The organism is Gammaproteobacteria bacterium CG11_big_fil_rev_8_21_14_0_20_46_22, assembly GCA_002796245.1.
Classification (GTDB): domain Bacteria; phylum Pseudomonadota; class Gammaproteobacteria; order UBA12402; family UBA12402; genus 1-14-0-20-46-22.
Window position 1 is genome coordinate 64433 of sequence record PCWT01000051.1, and the last position, 21742, is coordinate 86174.

The 21742-nt window shown below is 49.0% G+C and carries 20 protein-coding genes and 1 pseudogene (1 of these 21 only partly in view); 6 read left to right on the top strand and 15 right to left on the bottom strand.

What is annotated here, in order from left to right:
* The 4 genes and pseudogenes from COV52_07095 to COV52_07110 form a co-directional block, all read left to right on the top strand.
* Positions 1-69, top strand: a pseudogene (locus COV52_07095) (hypothetical protein); it begins 975 nt to the left of the window's first position.
* A gap of 400 nt (positions 70-469) precedes the next feature.
* Positions 470-781, top strand: coding sequence for a monothiol glutaredoxin, Grx4 family (gene grxD / locus COV52_07100; protein PIR10803.1), 312 nt, complete (start codon positions 470-472; stop codon positions 779-781).
* A 29-nt stretch (positions 782-810) separates the two neighbouring features.
* Complete coding sequence (locus tag COV52_07105) at positions 811-1416, top strand: alkyl hydroperoxide reductase (protein ID PIR10804.1); 606 nt, start codon at positions 811-813, stop codon at positions 1414-1416.
* 460 nt (positions 1417-1876) lie between these two features.
* Positions 1877-3187, top strand: a complete 1311-nt coding sequence (locus COV52_07110) for a hypothetical protein (GenBank protein PIR10805.1) — start codon at positions 1877-1879, stop codon at positions 3185-3187.
* A 212-nt stretch (positions 3188-3399) separates the two neighbouring features.
* Here the strand turns inward: COV52_07110 and COV52_07115 are convergent, their stop codons facing one another.
* A complete protein-coding gene (locus COV52_07115) occupies positions 3400-4581 on the bottom strand; it encodes a cell division protein FtsZ (protein PIR10806.1) in 1182 nt (393 codons plus the stop codon).
* Between the two features lie 198 nt (positions 4582-4779).
* Here COV52_07115 and COV52_07120 point away from each other — a divergent pair, with 198 nt between their 5' ends.
* Positions 4780-5334 (top strand): hypothetical protein, encoded by a 555-nt coding sequence (locus COV52_07120; GenBank protein ID PIR10807.1) that lies wholly within the window; start codon positions 4780-4782, stop codon positions 5332-5334.
* 41 nt (positions 5335-5375) lie between these two features.
* Here the strand turns inward: COV52_07120 and ftsA are convergent, their stop codons facing one another.
* The 14 genes from ftsA to pssA form a co-directional block, all read right to left on the bottom strand.
* Positions 5376-6611, bottom strand: a complete 1236-nt coding sequence (ftsA, locus tag COV52_07125) for a cell division protein FtsA (protein ID PIR10808.1) — start codon at positions 6609-6611, stop codon at positions 5376-5378.
* Positions 6592-7308, bottom strand: coding sequence for a hypothetical protein (locus tag COV52_07130; protein ID PIR10809.1), 717 nt, complete (start codon positions 7306-7308; stop codon positions 6592-6594). The genes ftsA and COV52_07130 overlap by 20 nt, the downstream gene beginning before the upstream one ends.
* Before the next feature lie 18 nt (positions 7309-7326).
* Positions 7327-8208, bottom strand: coding sequence for a D-alanine--D-alanine ligase (locus COV52_07135; protein PIR10865.1), 882 nt, complete (start codon positions 8206-8208; stop codon positions 7327-7329).
* Positions 8209-8239: 31 nt separating this feature from the next.
* A complete protein-coding gene (locus COV52_07140; protein ID PIR10810.1) occupies positions 8240-9673 on the bottom strand; it encodes a UDP-N-acetylmuramate--L-alanine ligase in 1434 nt (477 codons plus the stop codon).
* Positions 9670-10734 carry an undecaprenyldiphospho-muramoylpentapeptide beta-N-acetylglucosaminyltransferase gene (gene murG, locus COV52_07145; protein ID PIR10811.1) on the bottom strand — a complete coding sequence of 355 codons (1065 nt, stop codon included), beginning with the start codon at positions 10732-10734 and terminating at the stop codon, positions 9670-9672. The genes COV52_07140 and murG overlap by 4 nt, the downstream gene beginning before the upstream one ends.
* Before the next feature lie 144 nt (positions 10735-10878).
* Positions 10879-11472 (bottom strand): hypothetical protein, encoded by a 594-nt coding sequence (locus COV52_07150; GenBank protein PIR10812.1) that lies wholly within the window; start codon positions 11470-11472, stop codon positions 10879-10881.
* A gap of 94 nt (positions 11473-11566) precedes the next feature.
* Complete coding sequence (gene ftsW, locus COV52_07155; protein ID PIR10813.1) at positions 11567-12775, bottom strand: putative lipid II flippase FtsW; 1209 nt, start codon at positions 12773-12775, stop codon at positions 11567-11569.
* Complete coding sequence (locus tag COV52_07160; GenBank protein ID PIR10814.1) at positions 12744-14069, bottom strand: UDP-N-acetylmuramoyl-L-alanine--D-glutamate ligase; 1326 nt, start codon at positions 14067-14069, stop codon at positions 12744-12746. Before COV52_07160 ends, ftsW begins: the two co-directional genes overlap by 32 nt.
* Before the next feature lie 10 nt (positions 14070-14079).
* A complete protein-coding gene (locus COV52_07165; protein PIR10815.1) occupies positions 14080-15165 on the bottom strand; it encodes a phospho-N-acetylmuramoyl-pentapeptide-transferase in 1086 nt (361 codons plus the stop codon).
* Positions 15166-15167: 2 nt separating this feature from the next.
* Positions 15168-16604, bottom strand: coding sequence for a UDP-N-acetylmuramoyl-L-alanyl-D-glutamate--2,6-diaminopimelate ligase (locus tag COV52_07170; protein PIR10816.1), 1437 nt, complete (start codon positions 16602-16604; stop codon positions 15168-15170).
* Positions 16605-16790: 186 nt separating this feature from the next.
* Entirely contained in the window at positions 16791-18275 is a 1485-nt protein-coding gene (gene mviN / locus COV52_07175) for a murein biosynthesis integral membrane protein MurJ (GenBank protein PIR10866.1), read from the bottom strand.
* Between the two features lie 47 nt (positions 18276-18322).
* Positions 18323-19099, bottom strand: a complete 777-nt coding sequence (locus COV52_07180) for an ABC transporter permease (protein PIR10817.1) — start codon at positions 19097-19099, stop codon at positions 18323-18325.
* On the bottom strand, positions 19092-20012 hold the full coding sequence (locus tag COV52_07185; protein ID PIR10818.1) for an ABC transporter: 921 nt from the start codon (positions 20010-20012) through the stop codon (positions 19092-19094). The genes COV52_07180 and COV52_07185 overlap by 8 nt, the downstream gene beginning before the upstream one ends.
* Positions 20009-20779 carry a CDP-diacylglycerol--serine O-phosphatidyltransferase gene (gene pssA / locus COV52_07190; GenBank protein ID PIR10819.1) on the bottom strand — a complete coding sequence of 257 codons (771 nt, stop codon included), beginning with the start codon at positions 20777-20779 and terminating at the stop codon, positions 20009-20011. The genes COV52_07185 and pssA overlap by 4 nt, the downstream gene beginning before the upstream one ends.
* 304 nt (positions 20780-21083) lie before the next feature.
* Between pssA and COV52_07195 the strand changes: the two genes are divergently transcribed.
* A complete protein-coding gene (locus COV52_07195) occupies positions 21084-21719 on the top strand; it encodes a hypothetical protein (GenBank protein ID PIR10820.1) in 636 nt (211 codons plus the stop codon).
* Positions 21720-21742 lie beyond the last annotated feature (23 nt).

Genomic DNA, 21742 nt, shown 5'->3' on the forward strand with positions numbered 1-21742 from the left:
CGGGGACGGCCGCGGCAAATTAGCTGTCGAGGGTGCTTCGGGGGCAGGGACGGCCGAAACACATCCTGAGACTAGCGACTCGCTGTCTAGCGATGATGATGCTACAGTTCAAACTAATGCTGAAATCATTAAAGAGGCGGTAAATGAAACTGCAACTGACCTAACGGCATCATCTAAAGATATCTTGAACGAAGTATTAGCCGGCGTTGTGAGCCACAGAACACGCGACTTAGTAACGGAAATGTTAGGTGGTAAACAAGCACTTGAGGAATTAAAGCAAACGATAGCGACACTAAATGCGCAGCCAACGGAGAGCACACCTTTTTTTAAGCGCTAACGCTAATTAGCTGAGCCCAATCAAACCGCGTCATTCTCGTTTAGTTTGGTTTGACGCACATGGAGCCTCAGCATTGACAAGCCCAAAGGCCCTGCCTAGAATGATCGCTAATCTATAATAAAGAGCCGCGCTATGGATACCCTTCAAACCATCGAAAAACAAATCAAAGACAACGCGATTATTCTTTACATGAAAGGCAGCCCTGAAATGCCACAATGCGGTTTTTCCGCGCGTGCAGTTCAGTTGCTCTCAGCCTGTGGCGCCGAATTTGCCTATGTCGATATCTTGAGCAACCCAGATATTCGAAAAACATTACCGCACTATGCTAATTGGCCGACCTTTCCGCAGCTCTACATCAACGGTGAGCTTATCGGTGGTAGTGATATCATGATGGAAATGTACCAAGCTGGCGAATTACAAACGGCTGTTGACCAAGCCAAATAACCCATTTATTAACGAGAGGAGATTGAAATATGAGCATCTTAGTTGGACGTCAAGCCCCTGATTTCACCACGGCTGCCGTAATGGGCAACGGCGAAATTGTGGAGGGTTTTAACTTTGCACAACACACGAAAGGCAAATATGCACTGATCGTGTTTTACCCTTTGGACTTTACATTTGTGTGTCCGTCAGAATTGATTGCACTGGATCACCGCATGGAAGAATTTAAAGCGCGCGGCGTGGAAGTGATTGCCGTGTCGATTGACTCGCATTTCACACACAACGCATGGCGCAACACACCGATCGACAAAGGCGGTATTGGCCCTGTTCGCTACACGATGGCAGCGGATATGAACCACGCGATTTGCCAAGCCTATGGTGTAGAAACACCCGATGGTAATGTGGCCTTTCGCGGCACATTCATGATCGATAAAAACGGTGTGGTTCGTTCTGAAATCGTCAATGATTTGCCCATTGGCCGAAATATGGACGAGTTACTGCGCTTGTTTGATGCGATTGATCACTTCGAACAACACGGCGAAGTTTGCCCAGCCGGCTGGAACAAAGGCCAAAAAGGCATGGGCGCTTCACCTGCCGGTGTGGCGAGCTATTTAGCCGAAGAAAGCGCTAAGCTTTAAGACAATGTGGGCCGGCAGCCTAAGCAGCCTGAACCCGATACTGGTCACCAAAGCGTAAAATGGCCCAGGCAATCCGCGCATTTTTATTGGCTAAGGCCACACAACACCATCGTGCAAGTCTTCAGCTTGGCGAGTGCGGGTAAAAAGTGTGAGCGAACGACTGTGAGCGTGGCAATCTTGTCCATTCATCTTGAGATTGCCGCGTCGCTTCGCGCCTCGCAAAGACGTTGCTACCCAAGGCGGTGGCTACATTTTAGATAATGTCATTGCGAGCGAACGACAGTGAGCGCGGCAATCTTGTCCATTCATCTTGAGATTGCTTCCTCGCTTCGCGCCTCGCAAAGACGGTAGCTACTTCTCTAATACACGCTCAATCCCATTATTTTTCTCTTGATCATCGCCTACTCTCAACGTATCCTTGACCCTCGATTTAAGTTGCCAACCAAGGGATTGAAAGACCATGCCTGCTAAAAAATTATTAGCCATTACTTTAACTTCATTATCCATTGCTGCCGTTGCCGCGCCCACCGCCAAAACCGCACCCAAAACAAAAAAACAAACCAGCGCTGCCAAAGCACAACGCGCTCAAAAAGCCGATGGCAGCAACTCAACGCCAGCCGAAATCAAAGAGCAAATCGCGCTCTTAAAAGCGCGTTTAGCCAAAATGGACAACAATGCTGGCGAACCTAAAGCGCATTTTAACTGGCAAAAATACGTCTCTGTCACAGGCCTTGTGAACATGGACGCGAGCTATTACTCCAAGCCGTATTTCGGCGCGGGTAATCGTGAAACAACATCGTCTAGTTTCTTGGATCTTGGCACCGCGAACTTAGCGGCCAGCGCGCATTTTGGTCACTGGGTGTCAGGTCGCGTGAGCCTCTTATCACAAAACGGTCAAAGCCCTGCCGTGAGAAACGCAGACCCTTACTTGGACGCCAACCACCATGTAAAAGTGGACCAAGCGTTTATTACCGTGGCCAACTTTGCTCAAACGCCTTACTTTGTCCGCGTTGGCCAACAGTACGCACCCTTTGGTCGCTACCAACGTTACCCGCTGACCAACACCTTAACGCAGAGCTTAAGCCAAACCGATGCGCCGATTGCGCAATTGGGCTTTGTGACTGATGCCGGCTTTTACGGCAGCGCTTATGCCTTAAGCGGCGAGCATAAATACGGCGACAGCAATAGCACGAATATCAAAAACGGCGGTTTCAACATCGGTATTCAACGCTTAGTCAAACAAATGAGCTTTGATATCGGTATGTCATACATTGCCAACATGGCCGATGTGGACAGCATCAGAAGCTTAATCGAAACACAAGGCGGTTACCGCAATCGTGTACCAGGCGTGGGCGGCTACTTAAACGTGTACGCCGGTCCGTTTGAATTTGGTGCACAAGTAATTTCAGCGACACAACGCTTTAGTTCATTACAATACGCTTACCAAGAGTCTTCGGGTAACTTGGTTGGTGCGAAACCTTCAGCGGGTGATGTGAATGCTGAATACAGCTTTAAAACCGCAGGCCATAATAGCCAGGCGCAAGTCAGCTTCCAATGGACGAGCCAAGCACACAACTCGGCCACAGGCGTTAACGCCACTGACCCGACGGTGTTACCGAAAAAACGTATCAGCGTCAGCTACGGCGTAAACCTCATGAAGCATTTAGCGACGAGCGTGCAGCTTTATCGAGACTACGATTACAAAGCCAACCACGGCGGCACGAACAATCATGACAACGTGGCCATGCTTCGCTTGTCATTGATGATGTAATTTCTATTCCCCAGGCTACTGATACGAACGTTTTGTGTAGCCAGTTGAGTGAAGCGATAACCCGGGGAAATAAAAGCCCGGATTATCACGCCTTCGGCGTTCAATCCAGGCTACACGGAACAAACGTAGGCTGGGTTGATCCGCCTTTGCTGCGAAGCAGCTACGGCGAGAGATAACCCGGGGAAATAAAAATAGACAGATTTGCTTAGGCCCTAAGCGTTTTCTTTCTTTTTGCGACGCAAGAAAGCAGGAATATCCAAATAGTCCACGTCTTGAGATACTGGCTCTTCCACCGGTTTAGGCGCTTCACGACGAATCACCGTGGGCTTATCGAGATTTTCATAATCCAAGCTGCCATCAGATTTCGTATGTTTAGCCGCGACTTCAATCGGCTCATCCACCGACACACGTAAGCGTGCGCGCTGACCGGCATCGCTCAAGCCTGTGACCACAATCGTCACACGCATTTCATCAGTCAATTCTGGATCGATCACAGTACCCACGACCACCGTCGCAGACTCGGTGACAAAATTCTTAACAACATCGCCGACTTCTTCAAATTCACCAATCGACATATCAAGCCCTGCGGTGATGTTCACCAAAATACCTTTGGCCCCGCTTAAATTCACATCTTCCAATAATGGGCTTGAAATCGCTGCTTCAGCTGCATCTTTCGCGCGATGCTCGCCGTAACCTGTGCCTGTGCCCATCATTGCCATGCCCATTTCAGCCATGACAGTGCGCACGTCAGCAAAGTCGACGTTAATCAACCCTGGACGTGTAATCAACTCGGCAATACCTTGCACCGCACCAAGCAACACATTATTGGCTGCTTTAAACGCATCAAGCAAAGAAACAGATTTACCCAACACAGACAACAATTTGTTGTTCGGGATTGTAATGAGGGAGTCGACATGTTCAGCCAGCGCCTTAATGCCTTGATCAGCCACGCCCGCTCGCATTTTACCTTCAAAGGAAAATGGCTTAGTCACAATAGCCACAGTAAGAATGCCTAAATCTTTCGCCACCTTTGCGACAATTGGCGCGGCACCGGTACCCGTACCACCGCCCATACCGGCTGTGATAAAGACCATGTCGGCACCGTTAAGCACTTCTTTGATGCGCTCTTCATCTTCTTGGGCAGCCTGGCGACCAACCTCAGGGTTAGCGCCTGCGCCCAAACCTTTGGTGATTTCGCCACCAAGTTGTAACACTGTTTTTGCATGAGAGGCTTTAAGGGCCTGGGAATCAGTGTTCGCCGCGATGAAATCCACACCTTCAATATTCTGACTCACCATGTGCTGCACGGCATTACCACCACCGCCGCCGACTCCAATGACCTTGATCACAGCACTTTGTGGCACACTATCGACGAGCTGGAACTTTTGCGACATAACGAACCCCTTCAAGGAAACCCTTTAAGTATCGATACTAACAAGATTTTTGTTGCCTGCAAAGGGTTTTGGGCTTGTTCTTGAACAAATATTATGGCAGGTTTTCATCACAAAATTTCACTGAATCACGAGAAAAACTCACTGTGACCACACTTGATTTATGCTAAGCTCCGGTCAGAATCACTTCAGGGAGCGTTTATGTCTGTCAGCCGCACTTTTCAGCCAATCTTATGTCCTAAACTCGCCATTCAACAATTTGGCCTGGTATTACTGAATAGCTGTTTGATCGCCATCTCAGCGCAAATCACCTTACCGTTGCAACCCGTACCAATTACGCTACAAAGTTTCAGCATACTCTTAATCGCCTTTGTATTCGGCTCGCGCGTCGCGACCTGGTCGGTTGCCGCTTATCTACTCGAAGGCGCGATGGGCTTACCCGTTTTTGCCGGGGGCACGAGCGGACTGGCTATCTTTATGAGCCCATCTGCAGGTTATATTTTTGGCTTTTTACCGGCCGCCTTCGTAGCTGGTAAACTGATGGAACAAGGTTTTTGCCAATCCAGAATTCGCATCGCAGCAAGCTTCTTCATTTCAAATTTTTTCATTTATTTTCCAGGTGTTAGCGTATTAAGCTCATTCGTTGGATTGAAAAATGGATTGGCTTTAGGTATCACGCCTTTTCTCGGCATTCTCACGGCTAAGCTTTTTTTATTGATGGCCATTGTCCCTTACTTCTGGAAACGTAAGAGATAAAAAAGGCGCCCATTGGCGCCATTTCTATAGAGCATGAAAGATTAAAAATTACCCTGAAACCAACCACGCATGCGTTTCCATAGCGAAGTTTTACCGCCACGGATAGTCGCAACGCTAGGATCAAAGCGTTGCTGGTGCCCGTAAAGTAAAAGCCCCACGCTGGTGGCATAAATGGAATTTTTGACCACATCCACCAATCCCGTGACTTGCTCCGGCACGCCTAAACGCACAGGCACTTGGAAAACACGCTCAGCCAATTCAATACCGCCCTTAATTTGAGAGGCACCGCCCGTCATCACCAAACCTGAAGGAATTAAGGCATCGAAGCCGCTTCGGCGAAGCTCAGCTTTAACCAGCATGAATAATTCTTCATAACGCGGCTCGCAGATATCGGCCAAGACCTTTTGCGACACCATACGGGGTTTACGGCTGCCCACAGACGGCACTTCGATGTTTTCTTCATCGCTGGCCTCTTCCAGCAAACAGCAGGCATGATCAATTTTAATTTTCTCAGCATGATGCGTGGGCGTACGCAGCGCAATGGCCACGTCATTCGTGACCTGATCACCTGCGATTGGAATGACAGCCGTGTGGCGAATCGCGCCTTCAGTGAACACGGCAATATCGGTCGTGCCGCCGCCGATGTCTATCATGCAGACACCAAGTTCTTTTTCATCTTCGCTCAAGACCGCATAGCTTGATGCCAACTGCTCTAAAATCACATCGTTCACTTGCAAATCGCAACGCTCTACGCATTTAATAATATTTTGTGCGGCACTGACAGCACCCGTCACAATATGCACCTTCGCTTCTAGTCGAACACCGGACATACCCACCGGTTCGCGAATACAATCTTGGTTATCGATAATGAACTCTTGGGGCAAAATGTGCAGAATTTTTTGATCCGCAGGAATGGCCACCGCACGTGCTGCATCGATCACACGATCAACATCAGCTTGTGTGACTTCATTGCCACGAATCGCAACAATACCGTGTGAATTAAAACTTCGAATATGACTGCCGGCAATACCGGTATAAGCCGACGTAATTTGGCAACCGGCCATAAGCTCGGCTTCTTCGACGGCATGTTGAATGGACTGAATCGTGGTTTCAATGTTAACCACCACACCGCGCTTCAAGCCTTTTGACGGGTGGGAACCAATACCCAAAATGTGGACCTTATTGTTTTTGCCCACTTCACCCACAATCGCGACAATCTTCGACGTACCGATATCGATACCGACAATATAATCACGTTCAGCCTGTTTCTTTGCCATTCGTTTGTCCTCGACTCACCGCCATGCCATGCGCGTATCGTAAATCGACATAGCGCCCATCTGCGGCTTTATTGCTCTTAAATACCTTAGGGTACACTGTTACAAATCGCTGCAATCTAGTCAAGACATGCTTGGAGCCGATTTCAATCTGCATGCCGTTGTCCAGCGTTAAGCCCCACTCACCGTCTCCGGCTTGCTTAACCGAGCTGATCACCAACTGCTCTTGGGCCAGTAACGTTTGAAACTGCTGAAACATGGCATAGCTCTGAACCTGGCTTTTATCCGGGCCGTAAAGCTTAACCGTACCTTTGAGCGGTTTAGCCACACTAAACACTTCCCCGAAACGGTTTAAGGCGTATTGATCATTCCATTGAGCCACCAGCTCTTGGGGTTGAACAATAATCGTTAAAGCATCAGGCCAGACGCGCTGAACGGTCACTTCTGACACCCACGGTTCTGCCAAAATTTCTTGAGCCACCTGGTCAATATCTAAACTCAGTAAAGGCCGATTCAGCAAAGGTTTAACCAGGGTTTTAAAGCGATCTTGACGATCCTGCGGCACACCTTCAACGCTGACCTGCTGCACATAATAATGGGTATCAGTGGTCAAAGAACGAACGGTCAAATACGCCAAAGCCAACACCACCACAATGAGCAGTGTCCACAAAATGACTGAGCGTTTTTCCTTAATGGCCATAGTAACAATACACTAATCCTATTGAGTCAATGTACACGCTAAAATGTCTAACACCAAATCTTGGTACGTCATACCCACCGTTTTGGCGGACTTAATCGGCAAGCTGGTGGGCGTCATGCCCGGTACCGTATTGAGCTCGATCAAGTAAAACTCACCTTGTTTGTCACGCATGAAATCCACACGCCCCCAATGGCGGCAACCCAACAGCTCGAAAATCTCTAAACTTAGGCGACCCAAAAAAGCTTCTTCGTCAGCCGTTAAATCATTCGGGCATTCATAAACGGTGCCACACACTGTGTACTTCGCCGTTAAATCATAAAACTCTCGATTGGGCGTGCTGATTTTAATCGATGGCAGCGCACGACCCGCAATAATCGGCACCGTGTACTCTCCACCGATAATCCACTCTTCAATCAACACATCATCATGATAACTGCTGGCTTTTTCAATTGCCGCTTCAAGTTCTTCAATGGCGTTCACGCGTGAAACACCAAAACTGGAACCTTCGTGCACAGGCTTAACGGCCAGTGGAAAATGAAAATCATCCAGTGCGGATAACGTCATACCCTTTTGCCAAAACAAAAAGCGCGGTGTTTTAAAGCCCGCACCTTGCGCGATCAACTTCGTGCGGTATTTATCCATCGCCAACGCGCTGGCGGCGATACCACTACCGGTATACGGAATACCCAAGGTTTCAAGCACAGCTTGAATTTTACCGTCTTCGCCATCGCGGCCGTGCAAAATGACAAACGCACGATCGAATTGACCAGCTTTAAGTTCATCAATACTGTCTTGGCCGACATCAAGCTTATGCGCATCCACGCCAGCATCGAGCAAAGCTTGCAAAACCCCTTGCCCACTGGATAAAGAAATCTCGCGCTCCGTGCTGGTACCGCCCATCAGCACCGCGACTTTGCCAAACGCTTTCACATCACGCATTCACTGTCTCCGCCAAATTTGCTAAGCGCACAGAACATAAACCAATATCACCTGCGCCGGCTAAAATTAACAAATCGCCCTCGCCGACCACACTCGACAACTCATCAAACAAAGCATCTTTTGAGGTAATACGACGAAGTTTAAAGCCAGCGTTTTTATCCGCAATGACACTGGCCAAGGCATCGCTGTTCGCCCCTTCAATCACAGTTTCACCTGCGGTATAGACATTCAACAACAAAAGCTCATCCACAGTTGATAAGACATCGACAAAATCATTAAACAAATCGCGCGTACGGGTAAAACGGTGCGGCTGAAAAGCCATGACCAAACGTTTATCCGGGTATGCACTGCGCGCAGCCGCAATGGTTGCGGCCAATTCGCGAGGATGGTGCGCGTATTCATCGACCATATCGACCATGCCCCGTCCAAAGTCAAACCGACCCAAGCGCTGGAAACGGCGCCCCACACCGGAAAATTGTGTTAATGCTCGCACCATGGCCTCATCACTCACACCCAATTCGGTGCCGACGACAATCGCCGCCAGTGCATTTAAGACATTGTGTCGGCCCGGCATGCTAAATTGTACATTTAAAGGTTCACGATCTTTACGATGAACAGTAAAACAGGTCAAACCGTTTTCGTAGTGTATATCTGTCGCATACACATCGGCTTGATTGCTTAAGCCATACGTTAACGTTGGGCGCGCCACACGAGCGATCACATCGCGCACACCTTTGTCTTCGATACACAGGATAGCCAGACCATAAAACGGCAAGTGATGCAAAAAATCTAAAAAGGTCTGTTCAAGCTTTGCCATATCGCCGCCGTAGGTGTCCATATGGTCTTCATCAATATTTGTGACCACCGTCATCATCGGTAATAAATGTAAAAATGAGGCGTCGCTTTCGTCAGCTTCTGTCACCATATAACGACTCTGACCCAAACCGGCATTCGCACCCGCACTATTGAGTTTACCGCCAATCACAAAGGTCGGATCCATACCGCCTTCAGCTAACACGGTTGCCACCAAACTCGTGGTCGTGGTTTTACCGTGTGTACCGGCAATCGCAATGCCGTAGCGTGAACGCATGAGTTCAGCCAGCATTTCAGCTCGACGCACGATGGGAATGCGCAAATCACGAGCCGTTTGAATTTCCACATTATCGTGCGCAATGGCAGTGGATTGAACCACCACATCCGCACCGTGCACATTCTCGGCTTTATGACCAATATGAATCACGGCACCTTGAGCTGACAAAGCATGCACTGCATCACCCGCGCGCTGATCAGAACCTGAAATCTGATAGCCTTCATTTAATAAGACTTGCGCAATACCACACATACCTGAGCCGCCGATACCGACAAAATGAATGCGTTTGATGCGTTCACAGCCTGGCGCACCCAACAAGGTTTTAAAATGGTTCATAGGTAATCCTGTATTGCATTGAGTAGTTGTTCTTCAGTGTTTTTTGGGCGTATGGCATACGCGCGCGCGGCCATAATATGCAAAGTCTCGCGGTTTTGGCAAAGGGTTTTTAAACGATTTAGCACTACCTCATCATCAAAGCTTTTTTCGGCCACCAGCTCAGCTGCTTCGGCCTTGACTAAACACTGTGCGTTTTTAGTTTGATGATCATCCACCGCAAAGGGCAAAGGAATTAAAAGGCTCGCAACACCGGTGTGCATGATCTCCGTCACTGTCATGGCGCCCGCTCGGGCGATCACCAAATCGGCCCAGGCAAAGTCTTGATCCAATTGATCGCGGTAGGCACTGACCTCAACGTCGAAACTCGCACTAGCATAGGCCGCTTTCACAGCATCAAACGAGGAAGCACCCGATATATGCGCCACCGTAATGGGCGCAGTTCTGGCTAAGGATTCAAACAAAACAGGAAAACGTTGATTGAATATGCGCGCACCTTGACTGCCACCAAACACCAAAACCCGAATCGGCCCCTGGCGTTTGCCATAGCGTTCATCTGGTGATGGTAAACGTTTGAATACATCGCGCACCGGATTACCCACGGTCATCACTTTAGACCCAGAAAATGCGCCCTCAAAGCCTAAAAACACTTTCTTCGCCAATCTGGCCAACAAACGGTTAGTCCAGCCCGCTGCGGCATTTTGCTCATGAAGCACCAAAGGAATACCGAGAGATTTCGCCGCAAGACCACCGGCTGCGCTGGCGTAGCCGCCCATCGCAATGACTAGCGTGGGTTTGATGTGGCGCAGTAAGCGGCGCGCTTGAGAAACGGCTTGAAATAATTGCCACAAGGCATGAAATCGGGCGATGATACCGCCCTGGCGAACCGGGTTTAAATGCAAAAGATGCAGTGGGATATCGGCTTTTGGCACCAAGGTTTTCTCCAGACCACGCTCAGCACCCAGCCATTCGACAGCCACACCCTGCTCACGTAAACGTTTCGCCAAAGCAATACCCGGATAAATATGGCCGCCCGTACCGCCACCTGTGATCACAACCGTCATCGCGCACCCCTCATTGACTCACGCTATAGTAACGTAAGCGCTTGGGCAGCTCAATGAGGCACCAAAAAAGATCAGCGCTCTTTCGCCATGCGGTAACCTTAAGCAACAGGGTACGGCAAGCCTAAGCGCAATACCTTGACAGTGTTAAACAGCTGCGCGGTAAGCAGCGTTCTTATGAATCTCCTGCATCTCCTGACCGTTCCGACCATCCCTAACTGGCGGTTGCGGGGCTGCTGCCGGCTGAGCAGCGGCTGGAGCATCAACAATATGATTTCTAAGAGCTGAAGAAATTGTAGGAGCAAAGAGTTTACTCATGGCTAACAGAACCACACCGGCCGTGTTATAGGAAAAGTTTGGTGTACCACCAAACTGCAGCCGATTACTTTCAAATAAAAGGCTACTACCAGTAATAGAACTTATAATGGAAAATAGAATGATCAACGACCAATTTACAGGATAATCGTACTTTTTCACCTCCGCTGTATTTTCGGTATTGTGTTTTCTTGCGTACATAACCCGACCAAAAACAATAGCCAGAAGCGCAAGAGAAACCACTGAAGCAGCCAACTCTCCCGCTGAAATGAGATCGTTTGATATCCCCTTATTATTGTCGGCGGTCAATTGATCAAAAGCAAAGCCCGCAAGAGTTGACAAGCCATCAGCGACAGCCAAAACCCCAGACCATGTTAACAGTTTGCTCAGCCCGTCCTTAGTCTCTGGTCGCACAAAAAAATACATAAAACTCCCTCTCTATTTAAACAGACCTAGTGAAATACCAAGCGTAGGCAAAACGATAAAGCCAGAAGCTTAAGGAAATATTAAGGAAGCAGGATCAACGCTGTTTCGCCATGCGGTGCTCGGCCATCGGGCCTTCTTGAAACGCTTCGTGATCAATGCGCAAAAGCATGCCCATCACGATACAATCAATGACAATACCGCTGCCACCATAGCTCATCAGTGGCAACGTTAAGCCTTTGGTCGGCAGCAAACCCGAGGTCACGCCCATATTCACAGCCGCCTGGATCGCCATCCAAATCGCAAAACCGTAAGCCATCAGCGCGCCTTCGTTCAAACCGGCGGCCTGTGCACGCCGGCCAATGAGCAGTGAACGCCAAACCAATAGCACGTACAATAACATCGTCGCCACAATGCCAATCAAACCTAGCTCTTCAGCCAAAACCGAAAACAAAAAGTCGGTGTGAGCTTCAGGCAAGTAAAAAAGCTTTTGCACACTGCCACCTAAACCCACACCAAAAATGCCTCCGCGACCAAAAGCGATTAATGATTGTGTGAGCTGGTAGCCGCTACCATAGGCATGCGCCCAAGGATTTAAATACGTGGTTAAACGCTCCAAACGATACGGCGATGAAATCGCAATCACTGCTAACGCTGCAACGATTAATGCCGCCAACACCGCAAAAGGCCAAACTCGCATACCGGCAATGAACATCATGCATAACACGGTCACCGCGACCACAGACAATGCACCAAAGTCCGGTTCTTTTAACAAGAGCACGGCAATAATGCCTAAGATGAAGATGGGTTTCAGAAAGCCAACCATTGTGGTTTTCAATTCATGATTGCGGCGAGTTAAATAACCGGCCATAAAAATCACCATCGCAAGTTTCACAAATTCAGATACCTGCAAGTTCACAGGGCCAACACCGACCCAACGTGTACTGCCGTTGATATGACGGCCCAACCCTGGCACCAACACAACGAGCAATAAAAACAAACCAATGAGCAGCAGCAAACCACTTTTTGCTTGCCAGCGCTCGACCGGGATACGCAAAACATACAGGCCCGCACACACACCGAGCACCACATACACCAACTGGCGCATCAAAAAATGAAACGGTGAATGGTACAAACGCTCAGAAATGGCCATGCTCGCAGAAGACACCATCACCAATCCAAAGAGCAATAAGGCAACGATCGCGAACACAAAATATTTATCGGTATGAAATTGTGGCAAACCCGGCTTTGGCTTTGCTGTGCGAAAATCGCGCTTATAAGGCTTTGACAGACTCACAGAAAACATCACCCCGGTGTTCGTAATTGTTAAACATATCAAAACTCGCGCAAGCTGGCGAGAGCAAAACGCTATCGCCACGGACAGCCGCAAGCTCTGCAGCTTGCACAGCTTCATCCATTGAATTCACACGCACCGTTTTCACCACATCTGCAAACAAGCGCTCAAGCTGATCCGCCACCTCGCCCATGAGAATCACTTCTCGCACATAGCGTTTAACCAGTGGGCGCAAAGGAGAAAAATCCGCACCCTTACCCTGCCCGCCTGCGATCAAAATCAGCTTACCCTTCGTTTTTTCACCCAAGGTTTGAATCGCAGCCAAGGTCGCACCCACGTTTGTGCCTTTGGAATCGTTATACCAAGTCACACCCTGCATTAAGCGCACCCATTCACAACGATGGCGAATACCGCGAAACTTACGCAGAACATCGAGCATCGTGGCAATATCCAAACCCAAAGCATCGCCTGCAGCCAGACAAGCCAAGGCGTTGGCCACATGGTGCCTACCCTCTAAAAACAAGCGACTACTCGGCATTAAACGCTGAGTGCCTTTGGCTAAATAGGTTTTATCGTCATGATCAATTAAACCGAACTCACCTTCTTTGGGCTCATCACAAGCAAAGCTTACAGTCTGCTTGCCAGCAGGCGGCGTGGTCCACGGGTCTTCTCGATTATACACACAGATCTGTGCATGCTGGTAAATGCGTTGTTTCGCGGCTGCATAATCTGCCAAACTGTCATAGCGATCCATGTGGTCTTCGCATAAATTCAAAAACACAGCCACACGCAGTTTTAAGCTTTCTATCCGCTCAAGCTGAAAACTGGACAACTCCAAGACATACAAATCGGGCAGCGTTTCCTGTGCCAAACTGTCCAGCACTGACGTACCGATATTGCCGGCCACAACCACACGCTGACCACACGCTCTGGCCATCTCGCCGATCAAACTCGTGACCGTGGTTTTACCGTTTGAACCGGTGATGGCGACCACGGGGCGTTTTGCCACCCGTGCAAATAATTCCAAATCGCCCAATAGGGTTTTACCCTGTTTTTTTGCCTCAAGCAAAGCGGGCTCTTTCAATGAAACACCCGGGCTGACGATCACCTCATTGGCATCCAGCATGGCATCCAACGAAAAACCGCCTAAAAAAAACGGCGTATTCGGCGAAAGCGCCTGCACTGTCTCAAGGCCTGGCGGCTGATCACGTGAATCCGTAATGGAAAAACTGTAACCTTGACGAAGGCAATACTTTGCCGCTGCAAGCCCAGAAACGCCTAAACCAACAATGCAAAAATCGACCATGGTAAAAACTTTATCGTAATTTTAATGTGGCCAAACCACACAAGACCAACACAAAGGTAATAATCCAAAAACGGACAATCACCTTCGGTTCTGGCCAACCTTTTAATTCAAAATGATGATGGATCGGCGCCATTTTAAAGATACGCTTGCCGCGCAACTTAAATGATCCAACTTGCAACATAACGGACAGCGTTTCAACCACAAACACACCACCCATGATAAATAACACGATTTCTTGGCGCACAATAATGGCAATCACACCCAAAGTTGCGCCCAAAGACAGTGAGCCCACATCGCCCATAAACACTTCAGCCGGGTAGCTATTAAACCAGAGAAAACCCAAACCCGCACCGACTATGGCGCCGATAAACACGACAAGCTCTCCCGCACCGGGCACAAACGGCACATGCAAATATTCGGCAAAATAAAAGTTACCGCTGACATAGGCAAAAATACCCAGTGCTGCGACCACCATCACCACCGGCAGAATGGCCAAGCCATCCAAACCGTCGGTTAAGTTCACCGCATTACTGGCGCCCACCAGCACAAAATACGTTAAAACAAAAAAACCACCGACACCCAACACAACCGGCCAGTGCTTTAAAAACGGCACCACCAAACTGGCATCCGCTGAAGCTTTCACAAAAAAGTATAAATACGCTGCGACTAAAAGCGCGACCACCGACTGCCAGAAAAACTTCCAACGACTGGCCAAACCTTTGGGATTTTTTAACACCAGCTTTCGAAAATCATCGACTCCGCCGATAAACCCATAAGCGAGCATCACCAATAAGCACAAATCCACATAGCGCTCATTGAGATTACCCCAGAGTATTGTCGATAATGTGACGCCCAGCAAAATCATAATGCCGCCCATGGTGGGTGTGCCGGTTTTGGATAAATGCGACTGCGGGCCATCGTCTCTGACGACTTGCCCCACCTTAAAATGGCGAAGCTGGCGAATAATGCGCGGCCCAACGAACAAGACAAAAAACAATGCCGTCAGACTTGAGAGAATCATGCGCAGCGTTAAATAATGAATCACTGAGAAAAAATGACAATAGTGTTCCAACCACTGTGCCAACCAAAGTAACACGACTACCCCTCCAATGCTGCGCTCACACAGGCCGCGTCACTAAAGGCATAACGCGCATCACCTATGATTTGATAGTTTTCATGGCCTTTGCCGGCAATCAACACAATATCACCTGCTTTTGCCTCATGAAGGGCGAAAGCAATAGCCTCACGGCGGTCTAACATCACTGACGGCTTCAAACCCGAAAACCCGGCTAGGATATCAGAGACTATCGCCTCTGGCGACTCCCCCCGGGGGTTATCGTTCGTCAAAATCACCACATCAGCCTGCTTTTGTGCAATCGCCCCCATCAAGGGACGTTTGCCGGCATCGCGATCCCCCCCGCAACCAAACACGCAGTACAAGCGGCCTTGTGTAAATTCACGCAAAGCGGTCAATACAGAAGATAGCGCTTCTGGTGTGTGCGCATAGTCAACCACTGCCAAGGGTTTACCTTCGACTTGAAACACTTGCATACGACCCAAAGGCGGTTTTAAAGATGGAATGAGTTCGCTGAGTGTTTCGCCTTCGAAACCGAGGGACACCAAGGCAGTGATCACCGACAATAGATTGTAAAGATTAAAACGGCCTATGAGCAGGGTGCGTGATGCAAAGCGCTGAGTGCAGCCTTCAAACTCAAAGCGCTGCGGCAGCGTTGCCAAGTTTTGTAGACTGAGTTTCGCGTCGGCTTCACGATCCAAACCATATCGCAAAAGTCTAGGCCCGTTCTTTGGCCAAGCCTCTATCCATTCGTGCCCGATCTCATCATCGACATTGATCACGGCAAGCTGCATGGGGCAATCAAAAAATGAGCGCTTAGCGTTAGCATAGGCCTGCATGGTGCCGTGGAAATCCAAATGATCGCGGCTTAAATTCGTAAAAATGCCTACAGCAAATTGCACACCGCGCACACGGCCTTGCACCAAACCGTGCGATGACACTTCCATCGCCACGTAATCCACACCGGCATCCACATACTCGGCGAGCTTAGCCTGAAGCTCAAACACGCCCAGTGTCGTGAGTGGTGACTCGATTAAATCCGGCCAAATGCCGTTGCCCGCCGTACCCAACACCGCCGATTTCTTCCCAAGGTGGGTCAATGCTTGTGCCAGCAAGTGACACACCGAGGTTTTACCGTTCGTGCCTGTGACACCGAGCACTTTAAGTTTTTGACTAGGGTCATCATACAAACGACACGCAATATCAGCCGCCTGCTCAATTAAACCCGGACATTCAATGATCGCAGATTGTTTTTCCAAAGCCTGCTTGGGGTCAGCCATCACACACAACGCGCCGCGATTTATCGCATGCGAGCTGTAACGTTTAGCATTCTCTGCATTCGGCGTTAAGCAAATAAACACATCGCCCGGCTCAACCAAACGGCAATCCGTTTTGATTTGCGACAATGCCACATCGTGATCGTGTTCAAACACTTGTTGAAACAGTTGGCTGAGTTTCACAGTAAAATCCGCTTAGGTTCACAGCGTTTAGCCGTGCGCAATTTCGCGAGGGATTTGCGTTGCCGGGGCTTGTGGAGGCAGGATGCCGGAACAGAGCGGCCAGGATGGCGAAAAGCGTCCCCGGCAAGGCAAAGCCGGAGGGAAATATTCAGCACGGCGAAAAAATCAAACGTATCTTTCATAAGTTTAAACTCTAAAATGCCGCAATCGCACACCGCTTAAAAATAAGGCCAGACCATAAATGAATAGCGCAGCAAACACACATTCTGTTAAATGTTCAGCTTGTGCAGGCCAATGCCAAACTAACCATTGCGACATCGCAGGTGTTAAGAAAAACAAAGCGGCGATCATGATCGCATTGGCCACAAACAATTGAAGAAAAAATTTCGCCCAACCGGCTTGCGGGGTGTAAATGCCGCGTTTTAGTGCGAACACCAACAAGCAACCGGCGTTGATAAAGCCTGAGATCGAGGTCGCCAGCGCAAGACCCGCGTGCGCCAGCGGGCCGATCAGCGCAAAATTTAGCCCCATATTGCACAGCATCGAAAAGGCCGCGACTTTCACCGGAAATTTAATGTTTTGCCGTGCATAAAACGCGGAAGCCAACACCTTGACCAGCATAAACGCCTGCACGCCCACGGCAAAGGCCATCAAGCTTCGCGTGGACATTAGTACATCGTGGTGCGTGAACTTACCGTGACCGAACAAAGTCGCGATCATGGGACCCGCCAACATTAGCAAGCCAATTGAGGATGGCACACCAATGAGCAGCAGCAGGCGCAAGGCCCAATCAAACGTTTGATTGTAGCGCTCTTGATCTTGACTAGCCGCACCGCGCGACAAATACGGCAAAATCACAGTGGCAATGCCCACGCCAAATACGCCCAAGGGAAAGTTCATCAAACGTTCAGAAAAATACAACCACGTCACGCTGCCTTTTGGCAAGAACGAAGCAAAGACAGTATCAATTAACACGCTTAACTGAGCCACCGACACGCCAAACAAAGCCGGCACCATGAGCTTTAATACGCGCCTCACATCGGGATCATGCAAACGCGGGTTGGGCATCACCAGCAAACGCTTTTGCCACAAAAACGGCAGCTGAAAGAAAAACTGAGCAATACCGGCTGCCAACAAACCCCAGGCTAATGCTTCGACCGGTATCGCAAAATGTGGCCCCAAATACACGGCGGCTAAAATCAAACACACATTAAACAACACTGGCGTAAACGAAGGAATACCATAGTTGCCATACGTATTAAGCACCGCACCAGACAGGGCGACCAGGGAAATAAATAATAAATACGGCGCGGTAACACGCAACATGTGCGTGGACAGCTCATAGCGCACACCGTCCCAATGGAAGCCTGGCGCAAATAATGAAATCAACAGGGGTGCGCAGAAAAAGAAAATAATCACTGTGATCACCAGCGCGACCGTGAGCACACCACTCATATGCGAGATAAAGGTTTTAACGTCGTCCAAGCTGGTTTTGGTTTGCTTTTCAGCCAGCACCGGCACAAAAGCTTGAGCAAAGGCGCCTTCGGCGAACAAACGGCGCATAAAATTGGGCAAGCGAAAGGCGATAATAAAGGCATCAAACGCAGGGCCCGCGCCAAAGGCTTGCGCCCAAATCATGTCTCGCACAAAACCCAAAATGCGCGAGAGCATGGTATTGCCTGAGACCAAAGATGTGGAGCGAAGCAAGCCGCGTTTTTTCACGGACGCAGTCCACTATGATTTTTAAGGGTGTTCAAAGCCACACAATAAACCGTAATATTCAACGCAATTAACAACACAATGGATGTGAGCAAATGCGCGCCAGGAATACCGGCCAAAGCGTATTTAAACGAGGCGACGATGTAAAAAATCGGGTTGAAGTGTGTGATCACTTGCGCCCAATGCGGTAATAAATCCACCGAATAAAACACACCGCCCAAATACGTTAACGGGGTTAACACAAAGGTTGGGATAATGGTCACACTATCAAAGGACTTGGCAAAAATACCATTAACCAAACCCAGTCCCGCAAAGAACAAAGACGTCAGCACCATAATGAACAAGCTTAAGAAAATATGCGCCACAGTAAAATGCACAAAAAACAGCGAAACGATAAACACCAAAACACCCGCGATGATGCCGCGCAACATCGAGCTCGCTAAAAAACCACAGAGAATCGCATTGTTTGACATCGGCGACATCAACAACAGCTCAATACTGCGCTGAAATTTCGATGAGAAAAACACGAAGGAGCCATTACTGTAAGCGCTTGTGATCACTGGCATCATGATCAGACCTGGCACGATGTAGAGAATATACGGCGTACCGCCCATGTGCCCTAAGCGTGAGCCAATTACCCGACCAAAAATCATAAAATACAAAAACGAAGTCACCACGGGCGGCAAAAACGTTTGAATCCAAATACGCTTAAGGTAGCGATCCACATCGCGCATCACCAAGGTTTTAATGCCGAGCCAAGTCGCTTTATTAAACATTTGTAGAACCCCCTTGAGCTGTAAGTTCAAGAAAGACTTGCTCCAGGCGGTTTTCAGTCGGCGCAATCGATTCGACCACAATATGCTTAGAAGACAAGGCTGCCACCAAATCATTCAAACTCTCGCCTTTGCTCACCACCGCTTCCAAGCGGTGTTCATCACGCAAGCTCACCCCATGAGGCAAAGCCTGAGAAAGATCACCGGCCACATCCAAGACATACCGCTGCTGGCAAACACGCTGGGATAACTCACGCTTGGGAATATCCATCACCACTTCACCATGGTTAATAATCGCAATTTGGTTACACAAACGCTCGGCTTCTTCCAGATAATGCGTGGTTAAAATGATCGTTAGCCCGTTTTTATTTTGTTCTTCCAGATACTCGTACAAACCGCGACGAAGCTCGATATCCACACCGGCCGTCGGCTCATCCAGAATCAATAATTTCGGCTCATGAATCATGGCCGCCGCAATCATCACACGACGCTTCATACCGCCCGATAAAGCACGTACCACGGCTTTGCGTTTTTCCCATAAACCAAGCTGCTTTAAAACTTTTTCCGCACGCGGTTTCGCGATACGTGTAGGCACGCCGTAAAAACCCGCTTGCTGCATGATGATATCCATCACACGATCGAAAATCGGCAAGTTAAATTCTTGCGCGACCACACCCATTTGTCGGCGCGCTTTAGCCGCATCACGGTCAATATCCACGCCCATAAGTAACACCTTGCCACTGGTTTTTCGCACCAAGGATGAAATGATACCAATGGTTGTGGATTTTCCCGCCCCATTCGGGCCTAAAAGCGCAAAAAAATCACCTTGCTTTACGTGAAGATTGATACCCTTGAGTGCTTTCGTGCCGCTGGCATAGGTTTTTTTGAGCGTTTGAATATCGAGTGCCAAAGTCATGCGTCATCACCTTCAGAGGGTTTCACGGCTTTTGATTTTTTTGTTAAATTTAAAAAATATAATGCCGGGCCTGAGCAAGCGTACGCACCAAAGACGATAAACAACACCCCTGGCGGCTCAAGCGCGACCATGACAAAGGCCAACACCATGAGCAACACAACCATGAAGGGCACTTTGCCCTTGAGGTTCAGTGACTTGAAGTTTGAATAGCGCACATTGGACACCATCAACAGGCCCATGGCGATATTTAAAGCGCCAAGCAGTCCGCACAGCAGCGAATTATGCCAACCTAAAAAATCGAGCAGCCAAATGCTTGACGCAATCACCGCCGCCGCCGATGGACAGGGCAAGCCATAGAAATAGCGCTTATCAAATTGTGCCGTGCTGGAGTTAAACCGAGCTAAACGCAGCGCCGTGGCCGCGCAATAGAAAAAAGCACACAGCCAGCCCAGCTTACCCAAATAATGCAAGCCCCAACTGTAGCTGACCAAGGCCGGCGCCACACCAAAGCCCACCAAATCGGACAAACTGTCGTATTGGGCACCGAAAGCACTGTGCGTGCCGGTCATGCGCGCCACACGCCCGTCAAAACCATCGGCAATCATGCCAATGAAAATGGCGATCGATGCCACATCAAACATGCCTTTCATGGCCGCCACGACGGCATAGAAGCCGGCGAACAAGGCAGCCGTAGTGAATAAATTAGGTAATAAATAGATACTCTTGGCTCGCCAAGCGTCGTTTTTTTCTTCTGGGGTATCGGTCATTCACGCCACTCTACTGATCCGTTGAAAGGCGCTCACTATACCAAACTTTAGGGGCGAGTAAAATATGATTAGCCCAGGCAATACAGGGCGCCAAAGAGCATCACTGCACTGACCATAATACCCAAAAACAAGCCCGCTGAAAGAGAAATCGCTAAACCTCTGGCCATGACGGTTTTCCTTATTGTTATTGACCAGCCTAAATTTTAGGCAACAAAGCTTAAGGAAATCTTAATTTGGGTCATTTTTTGACACCTTTGAAAGCTACCCTATAATCTAGCAATCATTACCACCACCAGGACCCATCATGAAAACCCACAAAACACGTCAACTTCTTCTTGCCACTGTGCTCACCACACTACCGCTGATGAGCATGGCAGCCGACAATACTCGAGCAATGAACCAGACAAGCACCTTCGGCAAGGGTTACTCTGTTGAACTCGTTGCAGGACAAAAACCCTACACTTACTACGACAAGAAAACAAAGAAAAAAGTCACAGAACAGTTTTACACTGAAACCGTGAAGATTTTGAAGAACAACGTGGCTGTGGGTGAAATTAGAATGGAGCCGAAATTCGAGAAAGATGGCCACTTCGCTTATGTGCAAACAACACTAGGCCCCAAAGGTCAGGTCCTGGACCAACAACAAACAAAAGCCATGGATAAGCGCTTAAGCAAAAGCGATGTTGATGTATCAATCACAGGTGATGGTGGCTCAGATAATGCCTTACTCAACGTTAGCCTGCCGACGAAAAAACCCGGCAACACGATAAGCACCTTTGTGGACCCACAAAACCCAGGTAACTATGGTGAAAACACAAACACCAAAGGCTCACAAGGCACTTATGAATCTGGGACACAATGGGGCCCGAACGACAACCCGGGTTATTCTGAAGACGGTGACGCGCAATCAGATCTAGATGCCGCCGCCAGCAGTTATTAACACCAGCAACGCAAATAAGCCGG